The sequence below is a fragment of the Paraburkholderia caffeinitolerans genome (assembly GCF_902859945.1).
GTDB lineage: Bacteria > Pseudomonadota > Gammaproteobacteria > Burkholderiales > Burkholderiaceae > Paraburkholderia > Paraburkholderia caffeinitolerans.
Genome location: NZ_CADIKL010000029.1, coordinates 53,925 through 77,099 on the forward strand (window position 1 = coordinate 53,925; position 23,175 = coordinate 77,099).

General features: G+C 66.9%; 17 protein-coding genes. 14 read left to right on the forward strand and 3 right to left on the reverse strand.

Annotated features, from left to right (window positions below):
* The first annotated feature begins 82 nt into the window (after positions 1 to 82).
* The 14 genes from HV773_RS24610 (at position 83) to HV773_RS24675 (ending at position 20,371) form a co-directional block, all read left to right on the forward strand.
* A complete protein-coding gene (locus tag HV773_RS24610) occupies positions 83 to 2,026 on the forward strand; it encodes a type VI secretion system Vgr family protein (protein ID WP_129561663.1) in 1,944 nt (647 codons plus the stop codon).
* Positions 2,027 to 2,115: 89 nt separating this feature from the next.
* A complete protein-coding gene (locus HV773_RS24615; protein WP_129561662.1) occupies positions 2,116 to 4,152 on the forward strand; it encodes a type VI secretion system Vgr family protein in 2,037 nt (678 codons plus the stop codon).
* A 15-nt stretch (positions 4,153 to 4,167) separates the two neighbouring features.
* Positions 4,168 to 6,552, forward strand: coding sequence for a DUF2169 family type VI secretion system accessory protein (locus HV773_RS24620; RefSeq protein WP_129561661.1), 2,385 nt, complete (start codon positions 4,168 to 4,170; stop codon positions 6,550 to 6,552).
* Complete coding sequence (locus tag HV773_RS24625; RefSeq protein ID WP_129561660.1) at positions 6,549 to 7,634, forward strand: pentapeptide repeat-containing protein; 1,086 nt, start codon at positions 6,549 to 6,551, stop codon at positions 7,632 to 7,634. Before HV773_RS24620 ends, HV773_RS24625 begins: the two co-directional genes overlap by 4 nt.
* Complete coding sequence (locus tag HV773_RS24630) at positions 7,631 to 8,296, forward strand: DUF3540 domain-containing protein (RefSeq protein WP_160113448.1); 666 nt, start codon at positions 7,631 to 7,633, stop codon at positions 8,294 to 8,296. The genes HV773_RS24625 and HV773_RS24630 overlap by 4 nt, the downstream gene beginning before the upstream one ends.
* A gap of 5 nt (positions 8,297 to 8,301) precedes the next feature.
* The gene (locus HV773_RS24635; protein ID WP_129563304.1) at positions 8,302 to 8,688 is read left to right on the forward strand and encodes a PAAR-like domain-containing protein; all 387 of its coding nucleotides are present in this window, start codon (positions 8,302 to 8,304) and stop codon (positions 8,686 to 8,688) included.
* Complete coding sequence (gene tssJ, locus HV773_RS24640; protein ID WP_129561658.1) at positions 8,688 to 9,254, forward strand: type VI secretion system lipoprotein TssJ; 567 nt, start codon at positions 8,688 to 8,690, stop codon at positions 9,252 to 9,254. Before HV773_RS24635 ends, tssJ begins: the two co-directional genes overlap by 1 nt.
* Positions 9,251 to 10,645 (forward strand): type VI secretion system baseplate subunit TssK, encoded by a 1,395-nt coding sequence (tssK, locus tag HV773_RS24645; RefSeq protein ID WP_129561657.1) that lies wholly within the window; start codon positions 9,251 to 9,253, stop codon positions 10,643 to 10,645. The genes tssJ and tssK overlap by 4 nt, the downstream gene beginning before the upstream one ends.
* A gap of 51 nt (positions 10,646 to 10,696) precedes the next feature.
* On the forward strand, positions 10,697 to 11,959 hold the full coding sequence (gene icmH, locus HV773_RS24650; RefSeq protein ID WP_129561656.1) for a type IVB secretion system protein IcmH/DotU: 1,263 nt from the start codon (positions 10,697 to 10,699) through the stop codon (positions 11,957 to 11,959).
* Entirely contained in the window at positions 11,956 to 15,603 is a 3,648-nt protein-coding gene (gene tssM, locus HV773_RS24655) for a type VI secretion system membrane subunit TssM (protein ID WP_129561655.1), read from the forward strand. Before icmH ends, tssM begins: the two co-directional genes overlap by 4 nt.
* 57 nt (positions 15,604 to 15,660) lie before the next feature.
* Complete coding sequence (locus HV773_RS24660; protein ID WP_129561654.1) at positions 15,661 to 17,256, forward strand: FHA domain-containing protein; 1,596 nt, start codon at positions 15,661 to 15,663, stop codon at positions 17,254 to 17,256.
* Between the two features lie 247 nt (positions 17,257 to 17,503).
* The gene (locus tag HV773_RS24665; RefSeq protein ID WP_129561653.1) at positions 17,504 to 18,748 is read left to right on the forward strand and encodes an MFS transporter; all 1,245 of its coding nucleotides are present in this window, start codon (positions 17,504 to 17,506) and stop codon (positions 18,746 to 18,748) included.
* Between the two features lie 177 nt (positions 18,749 to 18,925).
* Positions 18,926 to 19,411 carry an adenosine-specific kinase gene (locus tag HV773_RS24670; RefSeq protein ID WP_129561652.1) on the forward strand — a complete coding sequence of 162 codons (486 nt, stop codon included), beginning with the start codon at positions 18,926 to 18,928 and terminating at the stop codon, positions 19,409 to 19,411.
* A 6-nt stretch (positions 19,412 to 19,417) separates the two neighbouring features.
* Positions 19,418 to 20,371: an ATP adenylyltransferase family protein gene (locus tag HV773_RS24675; RefSeq protein ID WP_129561651.1), complete on the forward strand. Its 954-nt coding sequence runs from the start codon at positions 19,418 to 19,420 to the stop codon at positions 20,369 to 20,371.
* Here the strand turns inward: HV773_RS24675 and HV773_RS24680 are convergent.
* The 3 genes from HV773_RS24680 to HV773_RS24690 are packed head-to-tail and all read right to left on the reverse strand — an operon-like array spanning position 20,357 to position 23,171.
* Entirely contained in the window at positions 20,357 to 21,061 is a 705-nt protein-coding gene (locus tag HV773_RS24680) for an ABC transporter ATP-binding protein (RefSeq protein ID WP_129561650.1), read from the reverse strand. The genes HV773_RS24675 and HV773_RS24680 overlap by 15 nt on opposite strands.
* A complete protein-coding gene (locus HV773_RS24685; protein ID WP_129561649.1) occupies positions 21,058 to 21,846 on the reverse strand; it encodes an ABC transporter ATP-binding protein in 789 nt (262 codons plus the stop codon). The genes HV773_RS24680 and HV773_RS24685 overlap by 4 nt, the downstream gene beginning before the upstream one ends.
* Positions 21,843 to 23,171 carry a branched-chain amino acid ABC transporter permease gene (locus HV773_RS24690; protein ID WP_129561648.1) on the reverse strand — a complete coding sequence of 443 codons (1,329 nt, stop codon included), beginning with the start codon at positions 23,169 to 23,171 and terminating at the stop codon, positions 21,843 to 21,845. Before HV773_RS24690 ends, HV773_RS24685 begins: the two co-directional genes overlap by 4 nt.
* Between the last annotated feature and the right edge of the window lie 4 nt (positions 23,172 to 23,175).

Genomic DNA, 23,175 nt, shown 5'->3' on the forward strand with positions numbered 1-23,175 from the left:
CCGTCGGCTGGCGCTGTGATTTGATTCGTTATGCTTAACATGAATCGTTACACATTAAACATTAAAAATTACACACGCTAACATGACACGCATCGTTACTGCGAACCTTCCGACCGGCTTCGAAACACTGAGTTTCCTTTCGCTAACAGGCGCTGAAAGGCTCTCGACCCTCTACACCTTCGACGTGGAAATGGCCAGCGCCAGCGCTTCCCTCGATCTCAACGCGCTGACCGGCAAGCCGCTCAATCTCACCGTCACCACGCCCGGCGGCCCGCCGCGCTATCTCGGCGGACACATCGTGCGCTGCGAATTCGCCGGCCGCGAAACCGACACGTCGCGCAGTTACGTCTACTCCCTCACGCTGCGCCCGTGGCTCTGGTATCTCACCCGGACCGTCGACTCGCGCATCTTCCAGAACCTCAGCGCGCCCGACATCGTGCGCCAGGTCCTCCAGCCCTATGGCTTCACCGTGGAGACGCGCCTCGCCGCCCACTATCGTACCTGGGACTACTGCGTACAGTACCAGGAGAGCGACTTCGCCTTCGTCAGCCGCATGATGGAGCGCGAGGGCATCTACTACTACTTCCGTCACGAAGCCGACCAACAGGTGCTCGTGCTGATCGACGACATCGCTTCGCATGATCCGCTCGCGCTCTACCCCACACTGCCCTGGCTCGCGCCCGACCGCCTCGTGCGCGCTGGCGAAGTCGGCGTCGAGGACTGGCGCCCTGCTGTCGAGCTGCGCTCCGGCGTCTTCGCCGTCAACGACCACGACTTCCGCAAGCCGCGCGCCGATGTCTCGCAGCGCCGCGCCAACCCGCTCGGCAACGACCATGCCGGCTACGCGAAATACGACTGGCAAGCAGGTTACATCAACGCCGACGAGGGTAAGCACTACGCCACGATCCGTCTCGAAGAAGAACAAGCCGGCCACGCCCAGAGCCGCGCCAGCACCCATGCGCTCACCATGGCGCCGGGCTACGTCGTCACGCTCGAAGGCTGCCCGCGCAGCGCCGACAACGTCGCGAACCTGATCGTCGCGGTCTCCTACCGGCTCCAGGAAGGCGGCTACGCGAGCGGCAGCAGCGAAGCGAGCTACGCCTTCGACTTCGTCGTGCAGCCCACCTCGCTACCCTGGCGCGCGCCAAGCGTTACCCCGGTGCCCAAAGCCACCGGCCCGCAAACTGCCGTCGTGGTCGGCCCGGCCGGAGAGACGATCTGGACCGACGAGTACGGCCGCGTGAAGCTCCAGTTCCGCTGGGACCGCTATGGGCAGAGCGACGAAAACAGTTCGTGCTGGGTACGCGTGTCGAGCGCCTGGGCCGGCAGCGAGTTCGGCGCTTTGCAGGTGCCGCGCATCGGTCAGGAGGTCATCGTCGATTTTCTGAACGGCGAACTCGATCGGCCCGTCGTCACGGGCCGCATCTACAACGCCGAGCAGATGCCGCCGTTCAGCTTGCCGGGTTCAGCCACGCAAAGCGGCATCGTCACGCGCACGCCGGGCGGCACCACGGCCAACGCGAACATGCTGCGCTTCGAGGACAAAGCCGGCGCCGAGCAGGTGATGCTGCATGCCGAGCGCGATCTCGACATGGCGGTCGAGAACAATTCCACGCAAACAGTTGGCGGAGACAAGACCACGATCATCAATGGGACCTCGACCACCGAGATCAACGGCAACTCGATCACGAAGATCAACGGCAACTCGGTGAACGAAACCCATGGAAACGCGCTCACGATGATCGCCGGGACCTCGTCGCAGCTCGTGCTCGGCAACAACCTGATCGGCACGCTCGGATCCCAGGAACTGCTGAACACGAACCAGCTCATCGCGGCCATCCTCCAGGAGTTCGTGATCGGCCAGCAATTCACGGCCATCGGATCGACGCTTGGCTCCGTGGGCGTGAGCGGTCAGAACATCGGCGTCCAGTTGGGCATGACCGGAGTACGGGTCAACAAAATCGGCACGGCAGTAGACGCAATCGATACCTCGGTTACGCACGTCGGTTGTTCCGTGAAGTTCTGATTCTGCCTTGCGTTCATGAAATTCATCGAACCTGCAAGCGTTGGCGCTTTTCCTGAGTTTTTTTCCAAAACCATTACTGAGAGGCTGACATGACGCATAACGTTACCGCGACACTGCCCCCTGGCTTCGAGACGTTGAGCTTTCGCTCGCTAAAAGGCACCGAGAGACTCTCGACCCTCTACACCTTCGATGTGGAAATGGTCAGCCCCAGTGCCGCGCTCGATCTCAATACACTGACCGGCAAGCCACTCAACCTCGCCATCGCCACGCCCGGTGCACCACGCTATCTCGGCGGACACATCGTGCGCTGCGCATTCGCCGGCCGCGAAACCGACACCTCGCGCAGTTACGTCTACTCCCTCACGCTGCGCCCGTGGCTCTGGTATCTCACCCGGACCGTCGACTCGCGCATCTTCCAGAACCTCAGCGCGCCCGACATCGTGCGCCAGGTCCTCCAGCCCTATGGCTTCACCGTGGAGACGCGCCTCGCCGCCCACTATCGTACCTGGGACTACTGCGTACAGTACCAGGAGAGCGACTTCGCCTTCGTCAGCCGCATGATGGAGCGCGAGGGCATCTACTACTACTTCCGTCACGAAGCCGACCAACAGGTGCTCGTGCTGATCGACGACATCGCTTCGCATGATCCGCTCGCGCTCTACCCCACACTGCCCTGGCTCGCGCCCGACCGCCTCGTGCGCGCTGGCGAAGTCGGCGTCGAGGACTGGCGCCCTGCTGTCGAGCTGCGCTCCGGCGTCTTCGCCGTCAACGACCACGACTTCCGCAAGCCGCGCGCCGATGTCTCGCAGCGCCGCGCCAACCCGCTCGGCAACGACCATGCCGGCTACGCGAAATACGACTGGCAGGCCGGCTATATCAACGCCGACGAGGGGCAACGCTACGCCACCGTCCGGCTCGAAGAGGAACAGGCAGGCCATGCGCAGAGCCGCGCAAGCACCCATGCGCGCACCATGGCGCCGGGCTACGTCGTCACGCTCGAAGGCTGCCCGCGCAGCGCCGACAACGTCGCGAACCTGATCGTCGCGGTCTCCTATCGGCTCCAGGAAGGCGGCTACGCGAGCGGCAGCAGCGAGGCGAGCTACGACTTCGACTTCGTTGTGCAGCCCACCTCACTACCCTGGCGCGCGCCAAGCGTTACCCCGGTGCCCAAAGCCACCGGCCCGCAAACTGCCGTCGTGGTCGGTCCGGCCGGAGAGACGATCTGGACCGACGAGTACGGCCGCGTGAAGCTCCAGTTCCGCTGGGACCGTTACGGTCAGAGCGATGAAAACAGTTCGTGCTGGGTGCGCGTGTCGAGCGCCTGGGCCGGCACCGAGTTCGGCGCGCTGCAGGTGCCGCGCATCGGTCAGGAAGTGGTCGTCGATTTTCTGAACGGCGAGCTCGATCGCCCGCTCGTCACGGGCCGTATCTACAACGCCGAGCAGATGCCGCCGTTCGCCCTGCCGGGCGCGGCCACACAAAGCGGCATCGTCACGCGCACGCCGGGCGGCACCACGGCCAACGCGAACATGCTGCGCTTCGAGGACAAGCCCGGCGCCGAGCAGGTGATGCTGCACGCCGAGCGCAATTTCGACGTGTGCGTCGAGAACGATGCCTCGCACAAAGTGGGCGCGAACCAGACCACCGTGATCGACGGTGACTCGACGACGATCATCAACGGCAGTTCGTACACGACCATTGAGCAGGATTCGGTCACGACCATCAACGGCGATTCCTGCACCACCATCAACGGCGACTCGTGCTCGACCATCAACGGCAACACAACCTCGCTGATCAACGGCAATTCGGGCGCCCTGCAAAACGGCAATGTGGCGGGGATGATCAACGGCACGTCGACCCAGTTGGTCGTCGGCAACTCGCTGATCGGTTGCGTCGGTTCCCAGGAAATCATGGCCATCAACGGACTTCTCGCCCACATCGTCCTGGAAATGGTCACCGGTGTGCAAGCTGTGGCCACCGGCCTCGCGGTCGCCGCAACGGGCACGGTCATCCAGACCACCGGCGCCGCAATGAGCCAGACTGCGTTTAGTCTCAGCAACACTCACATGGCCGTGGCCTCGACGGATACGTCGGTGACCCTCGTCGGCTGCTCCTGCACGTACTGACGCACAGGTGCCTCCATGAAAATCATCAAGCCCATGGCCGCCGGCATCGTGACACGCATTTACCGGCTCGACGGCATTGAGCGGCTCGGCGTGGCCATGCCGGTCATGACGACGCTCGAAGAGACCCCCTGCATCATGGGCGAGCAGGAATTGATGCGACTCGCGCCCGAGGTGCTGCGCACCGCCATGCTCGACGCGGGGTACGCCAAGCCGCATGCGGAATTCCTTGTTGCCGCGAACGCCTTCGCTACGCATTGCGATGCGCAGCGCACGAGCCGCGTCGGCGTCGAGTTCGGCGGCTGCGCGAAGCATCTGGCCGTCGCCTTTCCCGAAACGCTCGACGAAGCGAGCATTGCGCTCGACGAGTTCATGCCGCTCGCGATCGACACGCCCGAGCGACGCGCGCTGTACGGCGAATGGGACCAGGCGAGCGCCGCCGCCGATCCGTTCGGTTTTCCCCCGGCATTCGAACGTGCATGGTTCAACGTGGCGCCCCCCGATCAGCAGCGCCACGATCTGCAAGCCTGGCCTGACGCGGTGCCGTGGCGCATCGCCGGCATGCATCCGATTCACGCCCGGCAGCAGGGTACCTTGCTGCCATTGCGCGGCCGATGCTTCGTGATACGGCAAGGTGCGGCGTGCCTCGAACCGGTGCCGATGCGCCTGTCTACAGTCTGGTTCATGCCCGACCGGGAACGCGCCATCCTCGTCTTCCACGGTGAAACCCCCGTCGAGCAATTCGATGCGAACGACATCGAAAGTCTGATGCTCGCCATTGAGACGCCGGACGAGCCACGCAGCATGGAGCACTACGCGCAGGTTCATGCGAAGCGCACGCATGCGCAGGACGCGGCCCTGCACTCGCTGGTCGATGCGGACCTGATGCCTTCGAAGGTGAATTCCACGGCCTCGTTCCCCGATCCCACGCCGTCCGGCCCGGCTTGGCAGAATTCCATGCAGCGTTACGGCGAGCGACTCATGCACGAAGCCCAGGCGCGTGCGCACGCAGCGCAGCCGACAACACTCGCCGGCGCCGCCGCGCAGCCCTCCGTCAGCTTTGGCGCGCTCAACATGCCCAGCACCGCTCCCGCCCTGCCGCGCATGAGCGAACTCGCCGACTTCGTGGCGAAAAATCTGGCCATGGCCGACGAAGCGACGGCGCAGGCCCGCGCGAACGCAGTTGCGGCACGCACGCGCATGGCCGCGCAACCCGGCGTGCCGCAAGGCGCCGGCGCAGGACGCCGCGGGCCGCCCCAGATCAAGCGGCTGATGGATACCCTGCGCGCCACGCCGGCCGCCACGCCACTGTTGCAACCTGACCTCGAGGGCAAGCTGCTTGCCATGTACCGTCAGTCGGCTCAGCACCAGGATGCCGCTTTTACCGCTTCGCCAGAAGCTTCGCAGTCCGCAAGGATACGCTTGCGGGAGAAGCTGGTGCGCGGCGAATCGCTGGCCGGCGAGGATTTGACAGGCATCGATCTGAGCGGACTCGATCTGCGCGGCGCGGACCTGAGCAATGCACTCATGGAAAGCGCCAACCTGAGCGGCACCGACCTGAGTGAAGCCACGCTCGCGGGCGCGGTACTCGTGCGCGCCACCCTGCATCGCACGCAGCTCACGGGCGCGAACCTCAGCGAGGCCAACCTGTCGCTCGCCAACTGCGAAGAAACCTCGTTCAAAGGCACAACACTCGACCGCGCGACGTGCGAAAAAGCGATCTTTCGCCGCTGCGACTTCAGTGCCGCGCATCTGGAGCGAACCGCTCTACGCGAGTGCGAATGGGAAGCACCGCGCTTCGCCGGGGCGGCGCTCAACGATCTCGTGATTGCTGAACAAACATTCTCGGGCGCCGACTTCAGCGGAACGACGATCCGCAAGATGTCGTTCGTCCAATGCACGCTGCAGGAAACGTCGTTCGACAACGCGAATATCGAGGGATTCGGTTTTCTGAGCACCCGCGCGAGCCAGTTGCGCTTCGACGGCGCAATGATCCGCAAGGCGTGCTTCATCAAGGACACCCGGCTCGACGCCACGCGCTTCGCCGGTGCAGCGCTCACGGAAGTCAACTTCCGCTCAACCACGGCACCGGGCCTGTACCTCGCAGGCGCACGAACCGCACAATGCGACTTCTCCGACGCCATGCTCACGGGCGCGAACCTGCGCGGTGCGCACCTGCGCGACGCCATGATGATCCGCACCGACCTCACAGATGCCGATCTGTCGAACAGCGACCTGATCGGCGCGTTCATGCGCGGTGCGAACCTCACACGCGCGAAGCTCGCCGGGGCGAACCTGTTTCGCGCGCTGCTCGCCGAGGCGCGGCTCGATGATCTCGCCGGACTCGACGCTGCCTACACAGTTCAGACTACGTGGGTCCCACGCGCGAGGGCAGCGGCATGATGTTCACACGTGACACCCTGCTCCAGCATGTGCGCGACGGCGCACCCGTGCGCGATGTCGAACTGCGAGGGCTCTCTCTCGATGATTGCGATCTTGCCGGCACGCGGTTCGAAGGCGTGACCTTCGTTGGTACGACATTCACACGCGCATCGCTGCGCGAATGCTTGTTCCAGCGTTGCGAACTGCGCGACGTCACGCTCGCGCACGCGGTCCTCAGCGGCAGTGTCTGGCTCGACTGCCGCTTAACTTCGGTGGACGCGTCGCACAGCACGCTCGCCAAGGTCCGGCTGCACGGCTCGAAGGCAAGCGACTGCGATTTCAGCTCGGCACGCGCACAAGAACTGGCCTGCATCGAAAGCACGCTCGAACGATGCCGATTCGACGCCGCCGAGGTGGACCGCGCCATGTTCGAACGCACCGAGCTGGCCGGCGTCTCGTTCGAGCAGGCACATATCGAGAAAACGGTGTTCCACAAGATCGACCTGCGCGATGTGGCCTTCACCGAGGCGCGACTGATCAAGACCGCATTCATCGGTTGCCAATTGGACGACCAGCGGCTTCACGACCTGAGGCTGGAAGCCTGCCAGTTCGCCCGATGCTCGCTGACGAACGCCGTCTTCGACCGCACATCGCTGCCCAACTGCAATTTTCAGGACACGGACCTCGCAGGCGCATCGTTCGTGGCCGTACACGCGCCGGGCGCGGTCTTCCATCAGGCGCGCCTGCCACAAGCCCGGTTCCGCCAGGCGCATCTGCCCAGCACGATGTGGATCGAGGCCTGCGCACAACACACGGACTTCAGCGGCGCATCGCTGGAGGCCGCGCAGTTTCAGCGTGCGGATGCAAGCCACGCCTCGTTCGAGGGCGCGTACCTCGTGCGCGCCGATTTTTCGGACGCCGTCCTCACGGACGCCAACATGCACGATGCGCGCATCGACGGGTTGCGCTGCCAGGGCGCTGTCGACGCCCCCTGCGCGGGACATCCCGCCATCGCGCCCGACGACGCCGCGCAACTGGCCGCCGAACGATGGTCGCGCGAGCGCGACGCGCACCTCGGCACCGACACCTACGGAGAATCATGATGAAGACGAACATCGCCGCACTCCCTGTGAACCGATCAGGCGCCGCCGGGCCACTTCCCGCCGGCACAGTCCTCGCACCGCTGACCGACGGCCTCTGGCTTGTCGCCACGCATCACGCAAGCGTGTCCTGCCGGCGCGCCTTCTCGTGCCTGATCGATCCGCAGCCCGGTGACCGCGTCGCGATCTGCGAGAGCGGCGGCGAAACCTTTGTGCTCGCCGTGCTCGAGCGCGCGATCGAGAACTCTGTCACGCACCTGCGCGTGGAAGGCGATCTGCTACTCGAAGCGACGCACGATCTGCAAATGCGCGCGGGCCGCGAACTAAGCAGCTCAGCGCAGCAGACACTGCGGCTCGACACGCAGGAGTTGCATGTGGGCACGCGAACAGCCCATCTAACCGGTGAGGATGTCGAAATGCATGCGGGTGAAGCGCGCTTGCATACGGGGCTCATGCGCGTTGTCGCGAACGTGCTCGAAAGCGTGGCGAAGCGCATCACCCAGGTGAGCCGCACCACGTATCGCAGTGTCGAGACCGTCGATCATCTGCGCGCCGCGCATGTCGATCATGCGGCTAGCGCGAGCATGCGCCTGCATGGCTCGACCATGGTCCTGACAGCAGAGCAGCTAACCAAGGTCGATGCCGAACAAATCCATCTGGGGTGAACAATATGGTCATGGTCAATTCGAGTGCCGGCGGCGGCAACGACGCAGTCAGCGTAAACGCCACGCCGCCCTTCGGCACGCCGGTCGGTTACGGCAATCACGCAACCCGCAGCGAGGCAATTCCCAACGTCCCCCACATCCAGGTGGGAGGCGGCCCGATCCACAACACGGCAACCGTTATCCCGTCCACCAAGGGCGATGCGGGTGGCTCGATGGGCGGCGTCGCGTCCGGCACGGTTCAGTCATCCAACCGCAACACCAACGGCTCAAGCAAGGTGTTCGTATGCGGCTGTCAGGTGACACGCAACACCGACCCCACCACGCAAAACTCAACGAACACGCAGGGCACCGGCACCTCGGCGAGTCAATACATCGTCTACGTCTTTAGCTGATGAGCACTCCCAACCCTCCGCCCGGCGCGGCCACGTCCCTCGCCGATCCCGCGCGCCGCCGCTGGATCGCCACGCTCGGCGCGCTCGCCGTGACCGGCTGCTCGTCCACCAAGCCGCCCGCGAGCGACGCCACGGCCTACAGCGTGCACATTTCGGTGGACAAGCTCGTGAACCTGGACAGCCGCGGCCGGCCCGCGCCGATTCTCGTCGGTGTCTACGAACTCAAGTCCACCGACGCCTTCGACCTCGCGAGCTTCCCGGCGCTCCAGGATCGCGCGAAAGAGACCTTGGGCGAAGACCTCGTATCGCTCGAACAGATGGTGGTCGTACCCGGCGAGCGCCGCATCGTCAAGCGGCGCGCCAACGAAATGGTTCGCGCGGTGGGCTTCGTCGCCGGTTATCGGCAACTGGAGCAAAGCGCGTGGCGCAGCTCGGTGGAAGTGCACGCCCAGCGCCGCGGCATGCTGGTCTCGATCGTCTGGCCATTCGCGCCCGATCCGCCCACCATTACGCTGAGCGTGGGCGAACGCAGTCTCGTTTCAGAATTGAACGGAAAAAATCAATGAGCACCTACGATGCATTGCATGATGCAGCGCCTGACGCCCCGCCCCTACGCAATCCGCACACCTCGCGCAGCAAGGTTGTCTGGTCGGAAGGCATGTATCTACGGCCCCAGCATTTCCAGCAACTCGAGCGCTATCTCGAAGGTTATGTGCAGCAGCGCTGCGGCGCGCTCGAGGGGCCGTTCTGGGGATTCGCCGCACTCGGGCTCGACCCGGATGCCCTTGCGCTCGGCAAAATCGCTGTCCTCGGCGCACAAGGCATCTTCCCGGACGGTACGCCGTTCGACCTGACGAATGCCGATGACCTGCCCGCCCCGCTCGACATTCCGACGAGCGCCGATGGCGAGCTCGTCGTGCTCGCTTGGCCGGTCCAGCGCGCCGGTGCCGAAGACATCATCTTTGAAGAGCAGGACGAGTCAATCGCGCGATACGGTGTTTGCACTTCCGAGGTCGCGGATACCAACGCCGTCGCGCTCGGCCCCGCCACGCTGGACCTCGCCCGCCCGCGCGTGCGGCTCGCGCTCGCCTCGCAGCTTGGCGGCGAGTGGCAAACGCTCGGCGTTGCGCGCGTGCGCGAGCGGCTTGCTGACAACCGCGTAGTGCTCGATCCGCGCTACGTGCCGCCTATGCTCGTCGCGAGCCGTCACCCAGTGCTGCAAGGCTATGCGGGCGAGCTGCACGGGCTGCTGGAACAGCGCGCCCAGGCGCTCGCGCAGCGCATCGCGCAGCCGGCGCGGGCGGGCGTGGCCGAAGTTGCGGAATTCCTGCTGCTGGCGCTCGTCAACCGCGCGCTCGCCGATACCTCGCGCGCGCTCTCCAACAACCACAGCCATCCGCATAGCTGGTTCCGCGAATGGCTGCGGCTCGCGTTCGAACTCAGCACCTATACGAGCGACGCGCGCACGCCCGCGTTGCGCCCGGTCTATCGACACGACGATTTGCACGGTAGCTTCGCGCCGCTGATGGCGCAGTTGCGCACGGCCCTTTCGATCGTGCTGGAGCAGCATGCCGTGGCGTTGCCGCTGCACGAGCGGGCCCATCGCGTATGGGTCGCCGAAGTGCCGTCGCTGGACTTGCTGCGCGACGCGGGCTTCGTGCTCGCAGTCCAGGCGGAACTGCCCGCCGAGACGATGCGCTCGCGCTTTCCCGCGCAAATCAAGATCGGCCCGGTGGAACGTCTCGCCGATCTCGTGCACCTGCAACTGCCCGGCATCGGCCTGCGTCTGCTGCCCGCCGCGCCACGCCAGATCCCTTATCACGCGGGCTTTCACTACTTCGAGCTCGAATCGGCCGGCGATTTGTGGAAGCAGCTCGAACAGTCGGCCGGGCTCGCGCTGCATGTCGCCGGCGAGTTGCCCGGGCTCACGATGACCTGCTGGGCGATCCGCCGTTAGCGCGCCCGAGGACATCGCGCCTGGTGCTGCCCTCGCCCTCTTCACTGAGCCATGAACTCCGTTGCCTCGTCGCCCAACGATATGCCTCTCGATGCCGCGCGCAACCCTCAAGCGCCCTCCCCCATACCTACGTCCGCCGTGCGCGACCCGTCCCCGCGCAATCGGCTGGTGTCGCTCGCCAGCCGGCTGCTCGACGCCATCGTGCAGATCCGGCTGCAAACCCCAACCGAGCCGCGTGCGCTGCGCGAGCAACTGATGCGGGAAATGCGGGCGTTCCAGTCCCATGCCCAGCAAGCCGGGTTGTCGCCGGAAACCATCGTCGCCGCGCGCTACTGCCTGTGCACGGCGCTCGACGAAGCGGTTGCGCTCACGCCCTGGGGCCGCGCACATGCCTGGTCATCCTACGGATTGCTGGTCGCGTTTCATAACGAAACCTGGGGCGGCGAGAAATTCTTTCAGCTGCTCGCACGCTTGTCGGCGCAACCGCAACTGCACGTCGACCTGATGGAGCTGCAGTATGTCTGCCTCGCGCTCGGCTTCCAGGGGCGCTACCACGTGATGCGCGATGGCGCGGTCAAGCTTGAAGGGCTGCGCCACCGCCTCTATCGCCTGCTCAGCACCACGCGCGCGCCCGTGCCGAAGGCGCTGTCCGCGCAATCGCGCGCGCCGGACGCCGCGGCTGCGGCGCGCCTGCGCTTCGGTCTGCCGCCGTGGGTGTGGGTCGCCAGCGCCGCACTGCTGGCCGCCCTGTGCCTCGCGGGGTTCCGCTTCGCCATCGACGCACGCGCGACCCGCACCGAGGCAGCCATCTCCGCATTGCGCCTGCCCGAGGTGGTGGCTCCGGTGTCCAACGACATCGCCCGCTGGCTCGCGACCGACATCGCCTCGGGCCGGCTCACTGTGCGCAGCACGGAGGACCGCACGATCATCGCGATTCGCGGCGACGGCGCATTCGCCTCCGGCGCTGCCGCGATCGTGCCGGCTTATCAGCCCACCGTTGGCCGGATCGCCGACGCGCTGAACCGCTTTCCGGGCGACCTGAGCGTCACGGGCCACACGGACAACCAGCCCGTGCGCACGGCTGCGATCGGCTCGAACACGGCGCTCTCCGTGGCCCGCGCCAACTCGGTCAAGGATGCGCTCCTCGCCGCCGGCCTTGCCGGCAACCGGTCAATCAAAGCCGAAGGCGCCGGCGACTCGCAACCGATCGACACCAATGCCACGCCAGCAGGCCGCGCGCATAACCGTCGCGTGGACATCGTGCTGTTCCTCAAGCGCGGCACATCCGCTCCCTCGCCTTCCCGCTCTTCATGAATTTACTGAGACGCTTCTTCCAATTCCTCACCTCCTCGCTGCTGTGGATCAGCATTGCCGTGCTACTCCTCGCCGCGTGGATCTGGTTCGACGGGCCGCTCGTCGCATTCGGCGAAAGCCTGCCGCTGCAAAGCCGGCGCGCACGCGCGATCGTAATCGCCGTATTGCTGGCCTGCTGGCTCTGGTGGCTCTGGCGGCGCCTGCGCTCGCGCGCGGGCAAAACCGGGCCGATTGCACGCTGGCGCGAACGCCGCCGTCTGCGCCGCGAGCAGGCTGCAGCCGAGATCGGGCCCAACGCAGAGCGTCTCGTCGAGTTGCGCGCGCGTCTGCTCGACGCGCTCAAGCGGCTGCGCGACTGCGCGCCGTCCACATCGCGCGTGGCGGTGTGGATCGACCACCTGACCGGTCGCAGCAAATACCGCCTGCCGTGGATCGTGGTCGCGGGCAGCGCCGACTCGGGCAAGACGAGCCTGCTCGCCGGCAGCGGATTGCGTCTGCATGGCCCGCTTCCCGAAGGCGCGCTGGTGCCGCCCACGACGCAGTGCGACTGGTGGTACGCCGACGAAGCGGTGCTCGTCGATACCCCGCGCGACACGCTGGAGACGCGCCAGGACGGCACGCCGGAACCGCACGGCATCTGGACCACGCTCACCGGGCTGCTGCGGCGCTATCGGCCCCGCCAGCCGCTCAACGGCGTGCTGCTGACCGTGGCCGCCGACACGCTCGTCACCATGAGCGCGCCCGAACGCACGGCGTGCGCCGAGCGGCTCGCGCGGACGCTGCGCGCCATGCAGACGCGGCTCGACGTGCGCGTGCCCGTGTATGTCTGCGTCACGCGGATGGACCGGCTGCGCGGGTTTTCCGACTACTTCCGCAACCTTGGCGATGAAGCGCGCGAGGCGGCGTGGGGCATCGGTTATGCGCTCTCGGATCCGCGCCCCGGCAACCCGCTGTGGTCGGCCCACAACGGCCTCGCGGAACTTGCGAAGCGTCTCGACGACGGACTGTGCGCCGCGCTCGATGCCGAGCCGGACGCCGACGCACGCGCCCACGCGTATCTGTTCCCGCAGCAGTTCGACGTCGTACGGCAGGCCATCGCGGCGTTCTGCGAAAGCCTCTTTCGCGAGTCGCGCTTCGATGCGCCGCTGCATTTGCGCGGCATTTACTTCACCGCTGCGCGCAATGGCCCCTCGACCACCGATTGCGTGCTGAGCGCCTCGCCCGGCATGTCGGTGCCGCAGCGCGAATTCGCGGCACCCGCCGTGCCGGCCGGACCCGCCGAGCGCAACGGCTTTTTCATCAAGTCGCTGTTGCGCGACGTGCTGTTCGCCGACACCGGCTTTGCAGGCGTGAGCCGCGCCGAGCGCCGCCGCAACGCGCTTTGGCAAACCGTGCTGGCGACCATCGCCATCGTGATGCTCGCGTCGCTCGCGGCCGGCTTGATATTCAGTTATGCGAATAACCGTGCCTACCTTGACGAAATCGATGCGCGCGTCGCCACCTTCAAGCGCGACTCGTCCCAGCCGCTCGAAGCCGCCGACCCGCAAATCCTCGCGCCGATGCTCGACGCGCTGAAAGCGCTGCCCGACTCGCCACGCTTCGATGCCGAGTCGCCGCCCTTCTTTCGCTATCGCTTGGGGCTCTTTCAGGGAACGCGCATCCGCGAAGCCGCCGAGGACGCCTATCAGCGCGCGCTTCACGAGAAGCTGCTGCCGCTCGTTTCGGCTCACCTGGAGCAACTGCTCTCCGGCGCGCCCACCAACGACATCGAGTACGACTACGCCGCGCTGAAGGCGTATTTGATGCTGCACGATCCGGAGCACTATGACGGCAGCTTCGTCGCCGCCTGGCTCTCGCTCGACATCCAGCGCACCCTGCCCGCCAGCACGACGCAGGCCGAGCGCACGCAGATCGACACGCACTTGTCGAACCTGTTCGCCTCGCGCAGCATTGCGGCTGCGGGGCCGTTCGCACAGCCGGTCAATCAGGCGCTCGTCGACGCCGTGCGCGCGCGCGTGGCCCAGGTCCCGCTGCCCGAGCGGACCTGGCGCGTTCTGCGCCGCGAACTGCTGCGCACGATGCGCGCGCCCCCAGTCACTTTCGCCGAAGCCGGCGGCCCGCAAGCGGCGCTGGTCTTCGTGCGCGCGAGCGGCAAGCCGCTGACCGACGGCATCGCGCCGCTCTACACCTACCGCGGCTACTGGGACACCGTCGACAAGCGGCTTGGCGAAGTGACAGCCTCGCTCGCCCGCGACGACGCTTGGGTACTCGGCATCGCGGGCGCTGCGAAAGCGGACAATGCCAAGCTCGCGGGATGGACAGAGCAGGCCCGGCGCCTCTATCTAAACGAATACGTGGCGACATGGGACAGCTATCTCGGCGATTTACGGCTCGCGCCAGCACCGTCGATGGAGCAGAGCATCCAGCGCGCACGCGTGCTCTCCGCGCCCGATTCTCCGCTGCGCAACCTGTTACAGGTCGCCGCGAAGGAAACCCAGCTGTTGCGCACGGAAGCGGGCAAGCCGCAACTTGCCGCGCGCTGGCGACAACGCATGGACGTCGCGCGCCATTCGCTCGAAGCCGTATTCGGCAAGAATCCGGCGGATAGCGTACCGGCCGGCCAGGATGCCCCGACCGAAACCATCGTCGATGCGCACTTCGCCGCGCTGCGCCAGCTCGTTGCCGGACAGGGCCCGGACGGGCGCGGCGGCGCGCCGCTCGATACAGTCCTGCAAAACGTCGATGCGCTGTACAGCTACCTGACCTCCGCGAGCGCCGCACTCGCAAGCGGCGGCGTACCGCCCGCGACCGACGTGTTCGCCAAATTGCAGGCCGATGCGGGCCGGCTGCCCGTACCTTTGCGCGAGCTCCTGAGCGATTTGTCGCGCAACGCAGTGCAAGGCGTGAGCGCGTCGGCACGGCAAACGCTCACGGAGCAAACCACCAATGGCGTCGGCAACGTCTGCCGGCAGATGATCGCCGGACGCTACCCATTCGTGCGCAACGTCGCCCGCGACATGCCACCTGACGAATTCACGCGGCTGTTCGCTTCTGGTGGCGTGCTCGACGACTACTTCCAGAAAAATCTCGCCGCCCAGACCGATGCGAACGGCCCGCGCTGGCGCTTCCGGCCGCTCGCCGTAGCGAGCGCAGACGGCATGGGTTTCGCCGCGTCCGCCGCCCCGCGCGACGCCCGGATACTCGACACCTTCAGCCAGGCCGCGAAGATCCGCGACATCTACTTCGGATCGAACGGCCGCAGCCCGGCCTTCGAAGTCGTGCTCACGCCGCAGGAAACCGATCCTGACATCCTGCAGTACTCGCTCACCGTGGGCGCACAGACGCTGCGTTACGCGCACGGGCCGTCCGCGCCGCTCCTTGTCAAATGGTCCGCCGACAGCACCCAGCGCGTGACGCTGGAGATCAACACCGTAGGCGGACCGCAGACGCTGCAGGGCGAAGGGCCGTGGGCCCTGCAGCGCCTGTTCGACAAAGCGCAGATCGCCGCTGGCGATACTGCGGACAGCCAGAGCGCCACTTTCGACATCGGCGGCCACAAGCTCACGCTTCGCCTCGCAGCGGGCACGGCCGGCGGCGACCCCCTGCACCGCGCCGAACTGCTTGCCTTCCGCTGCCCCGCTTGACGCGGCGCGCTGGCATGCCCGCGGCACTTCCCCTGTTCTGCTCTGCGAGCCCATCCCATGACTGAACAATCCAGTTTCGGCATCAAGATTTCCGTGCTCACCTGCAATGGCGCTGCCCCCGTTAATGCCATCGGCACCGAATTCGGCGCGACCGGAGGCACCATCGGCGCCGGGCCCGCCAATACCCTCGTGCTGCCCGACGACACGAGCGGCGTCGCTGCCCACCACGCGGATCTGCGCTGCGTGAGCGGCGGCTGGCGCATGCGCAACATCAGCGAGCGCGGCACGCTGACCGTCAACGGCAAGCCACTCATGCCCGGCGGCGACATGCGCGTGGGCGTGGGCGACTTCATCGGTCTCGGCCCGTACGTGCTGCGCGTGGCGCCTGGACTCGTGGCCCCCGATTGGCGCGCCGACATCCCTTCCCGGCCGATGGACGCCACCAAAGCCGCATCGGCGCCAGCAACGGCACCGGAAGCGCTACACCTGCCGCGTCAAGAAACCGGCCCGCTCTCCGGTGCGCCCTCGGCCGGCTGGCTCTCGGACGGCAGCACGCTGCTCGAGTCGCCGATCGCGTTCGGCGACCTGACGGATATGCCGGTGGACCCGCTGGCGCTGTTCGGCTCCGTCAACCGCGCATGGCCAGGCACGCACAATCCGCAAGCCGCCGACCTCTTTGGCGAAGAAGTCAGCCTGACCCCACGGGCCGACAGCCCGCCCGCCCCTTTGGAGCCCCGTTCTCATATGAATGAACGACGCATGCCGAACGAACTGCACAGTGCATTCTCGATGAATGTCTCGACGCTCATGCCAGAGCATCATGACGACGCCCTGCGAACGGGCGCGGCGGGTCATGCGGCCAACATCGCGCCCAACATCGCGCCGTTATCGCGAGACCCCTTCGAGATCCACGGCCTGGCCGACGCGCCGGACCAAGCCGCTCCCGCCGCCCCTGCCAACCCTGCCGTCGATCAGCAGCCCGGCGACACCCAGTGGAACGCCGCTGCGGAACAAGCGTCCGTACCCATGAAAGTCCGCTACGACACGCATTTCGGCGCCGGGCTGCACGATGTGACGCCGATGACATTCGCCGGACAGTCGCTTCGATCCAACAACGCAGCCGTGTCGCGAGCCGCAATGGCGCCGCCCATGCCTGCGCCCGGCGCCCGCGCTGCGGCGTCTGGTGCGAGCGGCGCCATGTCCGGCATGACGATGTCCGGCGTAGCGACGCCCGACGTAGTGACGCCCGACGTAGCGACGCCCAGAACCACGCCTCCCTCCGAGCCAAGGCGGCATGAAGCCGTCGACTCGCGGGCACGCCCCGCGCCGCGCCAAACGCCCGAGGCGGCCGACGACCGGTTCGCGGTACTGCGCGCCTCGTTCCCCGGAGCGACCGCGCCGGCACGATCCGAAAACCGCGCCGCACCCATGCCCGCCGACATCATCGACCCGCTGGAGCGTCACGCGGCGAGCACCGCACAGCCTTTGCCCATGACGCAGGAGGACACTGTCGCGGCCCTCGTCGCGGCGTTCTTTGCGGGTGCCGGGATTGCACCCCACGAGGCCGCGACAGCCGGGCTCGACACCGAGTTCATGTACACGCTCGGCGGCGTGGCGCGCACGCTGCTCGCGAGGCGTATCGGGTCGTCATAGCAAGACAGGCAAGGTCCGCGAGGGCCGATGGGCGAAATGTGAACGAAAGGTCATGGAAGAGAATCGGCCATGAATGACCGATTCTCGACAAAATATGTCCGGACTGTTCAGTCGAGACACATTACACTGCGCTTCATAACTCATATACATGACCTTTTCACGCCATCGCCGCGCCGGGCGCTTCATGCGTTCATGAACCCCGCTCCGGACGCTGCGCCCGCGTGAAGCCTTTTCGCTTATCGACAATATGGAAACCAGCCTCGACAAGCGCGCCGCGCCTGCGTCCGCGCCATCGGCGACGCCCGCGTCCAGCGTGCAGCGCACCGTGTACTCCGTGCTCGGCGCGATCAGCTTTTCGCATCTGCTCAACGACATGATCCAGTCGTTGATCCTGGCCATCTACCCGATGCTCAAGGACAACTTCTCGCTGTCGTTCACGCAGATCGGCCTCATTACGCTCACCTACCAGATCACGGCCTCGATGCTGCAACCGCTCGTGGGCGTCTTTACCGACAAGCGGCCGATGCCGTACTCCCTGCCCGTCGGCATGGGCTTCACGCTGTGCGGCCTGCTGCTGATGTCAGTGGCGCCGAGCTTCCCGGTGTTGCTGGTCGCGGCGTCGCTGGTGGGCTGCGGCTCCTCGGTGTTCCATCCGGAATCCTCGCGTGTCGCGCGCATGGCTTCGGGTGGCCGCCACGGCCTCGCACAGTCGCTGTTCCAGGTGGGCGGCAACGCGGGTACCTCGCTTGGGCCGCTGCTCGCCGCCGCGATCGTGATTCCGCACGGCCAGCGCAGCATCGCGTGGTTCTCGGTGGCAGCGCTCGTCGCAATCGTCGTGCTCACGCAAATCGGCCGCTGGTACAAGGCCCATCCGGCGATGAAGAAGAAGCGCGCCGAGGTTCCGCACGCCGCGCTCTCGCGCCGCCATGTGGCCGCAGCCATGGGCATTCTCGTGCTGCTGGTGTTCTCAAAGTACTTCTACCTCGCGAGCATCAACAGCTACTTCACGTTCTATCTGATCGACCGCTTCCATCTGTCCGTGCAGACCGCGCAGATTCATCTGTTCATCTTCCTCGCGGCGGTGGCGGCCGGCACCATCATCGGCGGCCCGGTGGGCGATCGCATCGGCCGCAAGTACGTGATCTGGGGCTCGATTCTGGGCGTCGCGCCGTTCACGCTCCTGCTGCCCTATGCGAATCTGTTCTGGACCAGCGTGCTCTCCGTGATCATCGGCGTGGTGCTCGCCTCGGCGTTCTCGGCCATCCTCGTCTATGCGCAAGAGCTGATTCCCGGCAAGGTGGGCATGGTCGCGGGGCTGTTCTTCGGCTTCGCGTTCGGCCTCGGCGGCATTGGCGCGGCGGTACTCGGCCAGTTGGCCGACGCCACCAGCATCAACTTCGTCTATAAGGTCTGCTCGTTCCTGCCGCTCATCGGCATCCTCACGGTGCTCCTGCCCGATGTGGAGGGCAAGCGCGCGAAGAAAGCGGCCTGAGGGCCAAAGCGCGTAATGGATCAACGACAGGCGTGAACCACGGCCGGTTGCCCGCAGGGGCGCCGGCCGTTTTCCATTGCGGCAGTGCATGAAATGGCCAAAGGCCCTCGCCTTGGACACGCGGCGACTTCGTACTAGGCTTCTTGAATCAAACCGCTGCCGCGCGGGAGGTCCGCCATGCAACTGTCCACGGTAGAAATCGTCAAGCCCGAAGCCACCAACTTCATCCTCGGCCAATCGCACTTCATCAAAACGGTCGAAGACCTGCACGAAGCGCTCTACGGCGCGGTGCCCGGCATTCAGTTCGGCCTCGGGTTCTGCGAGGCCTCGGGCAAGCGTCTCGTGCGCCGCTCGGGCACCAGCGACGCGCTCATCGAAATGGCCGCCGACAACGCGCTGCGCATCGCGGCGGGCCACAGTTTCATCATTTTTCTCGGCGACGGCTACTTCCCCGTCAACGTGCTCAATGCCGTGAAAGCCGTGCCCGAGGTCTGCCGCATTTTTTGCGCGACCGCCAATCCGACCGAAGTGCTGATCGCCGAGACCGACAAGGGGCGCGGCATTATCGGCGTGGTGGATGGCGAGCCGCCGCTCGGCGTCGAAACTGGGGAAGACGTGCGCTGGCGCCTCGACCTGCTGCGCGCGATCGGCTACAAGGCTTGAGCGCCGATGGCCGCGCGCCTGCTCACGGCACGCACGCTGCGCGACGCGATCGCGCAACGCACGCGCCACGCGTTGCAGTGCGGCGCGCTGCAGCCCATCGAAACCACGCTCACGCATATCGACGATGGCGGCATGCGCTTTGCCGTTCGCGAGGTGTCGAGTCTCGCGCGCAAGGAGGCGGCGCGGCACGCGCATGCACCTTCGCAAGGCGCGCTGAAAACGCCGACGCCACCGCGACGCAACCCCTTTCTGCCCTATGACGACGACCTGTGCGTGGGCGATCTTTCGGCGACACATGTAGCTCTGCTCAACAAATACAACGTGCTCGACGAGCACCTGTTGATCGTCACGCGCCACTTCGTGCCGCAGGAAGCGCTGCTCGATCATGCCGATTTCGCGGCGCTGTTCGTCGTGCTGCGCGGCTACGCTGCGCTGGGGTTTTACAACGGCGGCCCGGAGGCCGGCGCGAGCCAGCCGCACAAGCATCTTCAGGCCGTGCCACTGCCGCTCGATGGGGCCGGCGCATCGGTGCCAATCGAAACGCTGCTCGACGCGGTTGCGCCCCATAGCGGCCGTGTGCCGGGGCTGCCCTTCGCGCACGCTTTCGCGCGGCTCGATCTGGCCAGCAATGCTGCCGAAGAAGCCGAGGATCAGAAAGCACACCGCGCACTCGATGCCTACCGTGCGCTGTTGCATGCAGCGGGCGTCGGAATCGTCGACGTCGATGGCGTGCCGCATCAACATACCCCCTACAACCTGCTCGTCACGCGCCGCTGGATGCTGGTCGTGCCGCGCGAAACGGAGCGCGTCGCGGGCATCTCCGTGAACGCGCTCGGCTTCGCGGGCTCGCTGTTCGTGCGCGATGCGGCACAACGCGAAACGCTCGCGCGCATCGGTCCGATGACGGCGCTCGCACGCGTCGCGAAATCCGATGCGCCACCGGCATCAGCCCACGCCTAGCCAGTCGCGCACGATGTCCTCGCGCTGCGCGAGCGCCCCCGGCGCGCCCTCGAACACAATGCGCCCATGCCCCATCACCGCGACGCGGTCCGCAAGCCCGGGCGCGAGTTCGAGCCGCTGCTCGATGAGCAGCACCGCGATGCCGCGCGCGGCGCAAGCGCGCAGACACGCGCCCACGCGCGCGGCCATCTGCGCGGAAAGCCCTTCGGCAGGTTCGTCGACGATCAGCAGATTGGGGCCTCCCACGAGCGCGCGGGCCAGCGCGAGCATCTGCTGCTCGCCGCCCGAGAGCACGCCCGCGCGCGCGCCGCGACGCTCCAGCAGGATCGGAAACAGCGTGCGCGCGTCGTCGATGGTGAAGCGCGAAGCGCCACGTTTCGCGAGACCGAGGCTCAGGTTCTCGTCGACGGTCAGTGTCGGGAACACGTCGCGCTGCTCCGCGACGTAGCCCAAGCCCAGCCGCGCGATCTCGAAGGTACGCAGCGGCGCGAGATCCATGCCGGCGAAACGGCGCACGCCCTCGGCTTCGACCATCGACATCAACGCCTTCGCGAACGTCGAACGCCCCGAGCCGTTGCGGCCCGCGAGCGCGACGATCTCCCCCGCGCCGATACACAGATCGACGCCATGCAGCACCTGGCTCGCGCCGTACCACGCGCGCAGATTCCCGACTTCGAGCAGCGCGTTCATGGCGCGCGCCTCATGTGTCCGGGGGCGTTGAAGCGGGCATCGAAGTGTGCGCCCAGATACGCGTCGCGCACGGCCGCATCGGTGCGAATCGCCTCGGGCGTTCCGGTGGCGATCACGCGCCCCTGCACCAGCACCGAAACGCGGTCGGCAAGGCCGAACACCGCGTCCATGTCGTGCTCGATCAGCAACACCGTCTTTCCCGCCGTGGTCGCGCGAATCAGATCGACGGCGCGCGCGGCCTCGGCGCGATTCATGCCGGCGGTGGGCTCGTCGAGCAGCAACGTATGCGCGCCGCCAGCGAGCGCGAGGCCAAGATCGAGCGCGCGTTGTTCGGCGTAGCTCAGCGCTGCGGCTTCGCGTTGCGCGGCGTGCGCGAGGCCAAGGGCGTCGAGCAGTTCGGCCACGCGCGCGTCGGCGCGCGCTGAGCCGAGCCAGCGCGCGGACAGTCCCGCGCCGCCGCGCAGCGACGCCAGCACCGCACAGCGCAAGTTCTCGTGCACGGGCAGACGCTCGAACACGCTCGTGGTCTGGAAGCTGCGCGCAAGGCCGCGCCGGGCCAGCACGGCGCTCGTCAGACGCGTGGCATCGTCGCCGTGCAACACGATGCGCCCCGCGTTCGCGCGCTGCTCGCCCGCGATCAGGCTGAACAGCGTGGACTTGCCCGCGCCATTGGGACCGATCAACGCGTGGCGTTCGCCCCGGCGCACCTCGAGATCGACGCCGCGCAGCACGGCCGTCGCGCCAAAGCGCTTTTCGACGCCGATGAGTTGCAGCGCGGGCGTCATGTCGCCTCCTTGCGCCGGTCGAGTTGATCGAGCCGCTCTTGCTGATCGAGCACGCGCACCGCATGCCGCGCGCGGCGCGCCATCCAGAGCGCCACGACCATCAACGCGACGATCGCCGCGGCCAGCCCCCACGCCGCGCGGGTCGACAGCATGGCGAGCCCCGCGCCGGCCGCATCGTCGCCGAAGCGCAGCGCGTAGGCCCGTTGCACCGCCAGCACAAGCGCCAGCGCGCCGCACGCAGCCGCGAGCGCGGCCAGCGCCCAATACGCGCTGCAACGCCGCCAACCGTGCCGTGCGAGCGCCGCGCGCTGACGCGCCACCAGACCCGCGAGCCCGTCGGGCGCCGCCAGCACCACGACGATGAAAAAAAGCCCCACGTAGAGCATCCAGGCCCGCGACACGCTTGCCACGCCCACGCTGAACGCGACCCACACCAGCGCGCCGAGCACCGGCCCGAAGAACGACGCGGTCCCGCCCGTCACGGTCGCGATCAGCACGGCGGCCGAGCGCATCATGCCGACGCTTTCGGCGGCGGCCAGTTCCACATTGATGAGCGTGAGCGTGCCGGCAACACCGGCGAAACTCGCCGCGAGCACGATCATCGCGGTCCGCACGCGCGCCGGCGACGCGCCCAGCGACGCGGCGCGCACCGGGTTGTCGCGTACCGCATTGGCGAGGCGCACGAACGGCGCGCGCGACAGCACGCGAATCGTGGCGCTCGCAACCAGACACCACGCAGCAATTACCCAGTACGCCTGACGATCCGGTCCGAAGGTCCAGGGCGCCGCGGTTGCCACCATTGACAGGGTCGGTCCGCTCGCGCGATCGATGGCCACGCCCGCCTCGCCGCCGAACCAGTCGGGCAGCGCCCACGCGGCAGCGGCAACGAGTTCGCCCAGCCCGAGCGTGATCATGGCGAACGCGGTGCCGGCGCGGCGCGCGGCAACCAGCGCGATGACCGCGCCGACCGCCGCGCCCGCCACGCCGCCCGCGAGCGGCAGCAGCGGCAGTGGAATCGCGTAGTGATTGAAGACGTGTGCAGCGGCGAGCGCCCCGAGCCCCGCGGGCGCCGCGTGGCCGAACGACAGCAGCCCGGTTTCGCCTAGCAGGAGGTTGTATGAGAGCGCGAAGACGATCATCGTTGCCGCCTGGGCGAGACACGCGAGCAGCCAGCCCTGCGGCACGCCAGCAGGCGAAAGCCACGCGGAAACGAGCGGCGGCAGGCCAAGCAACGCTGCCAGCGCAAGCCAGGGCGCCCAGCGGACCCAGCGCGCCGGCTGCAGGCGCGTCATATTCAACTGTGTACTGGATTTATCGGCTCTCATGTCG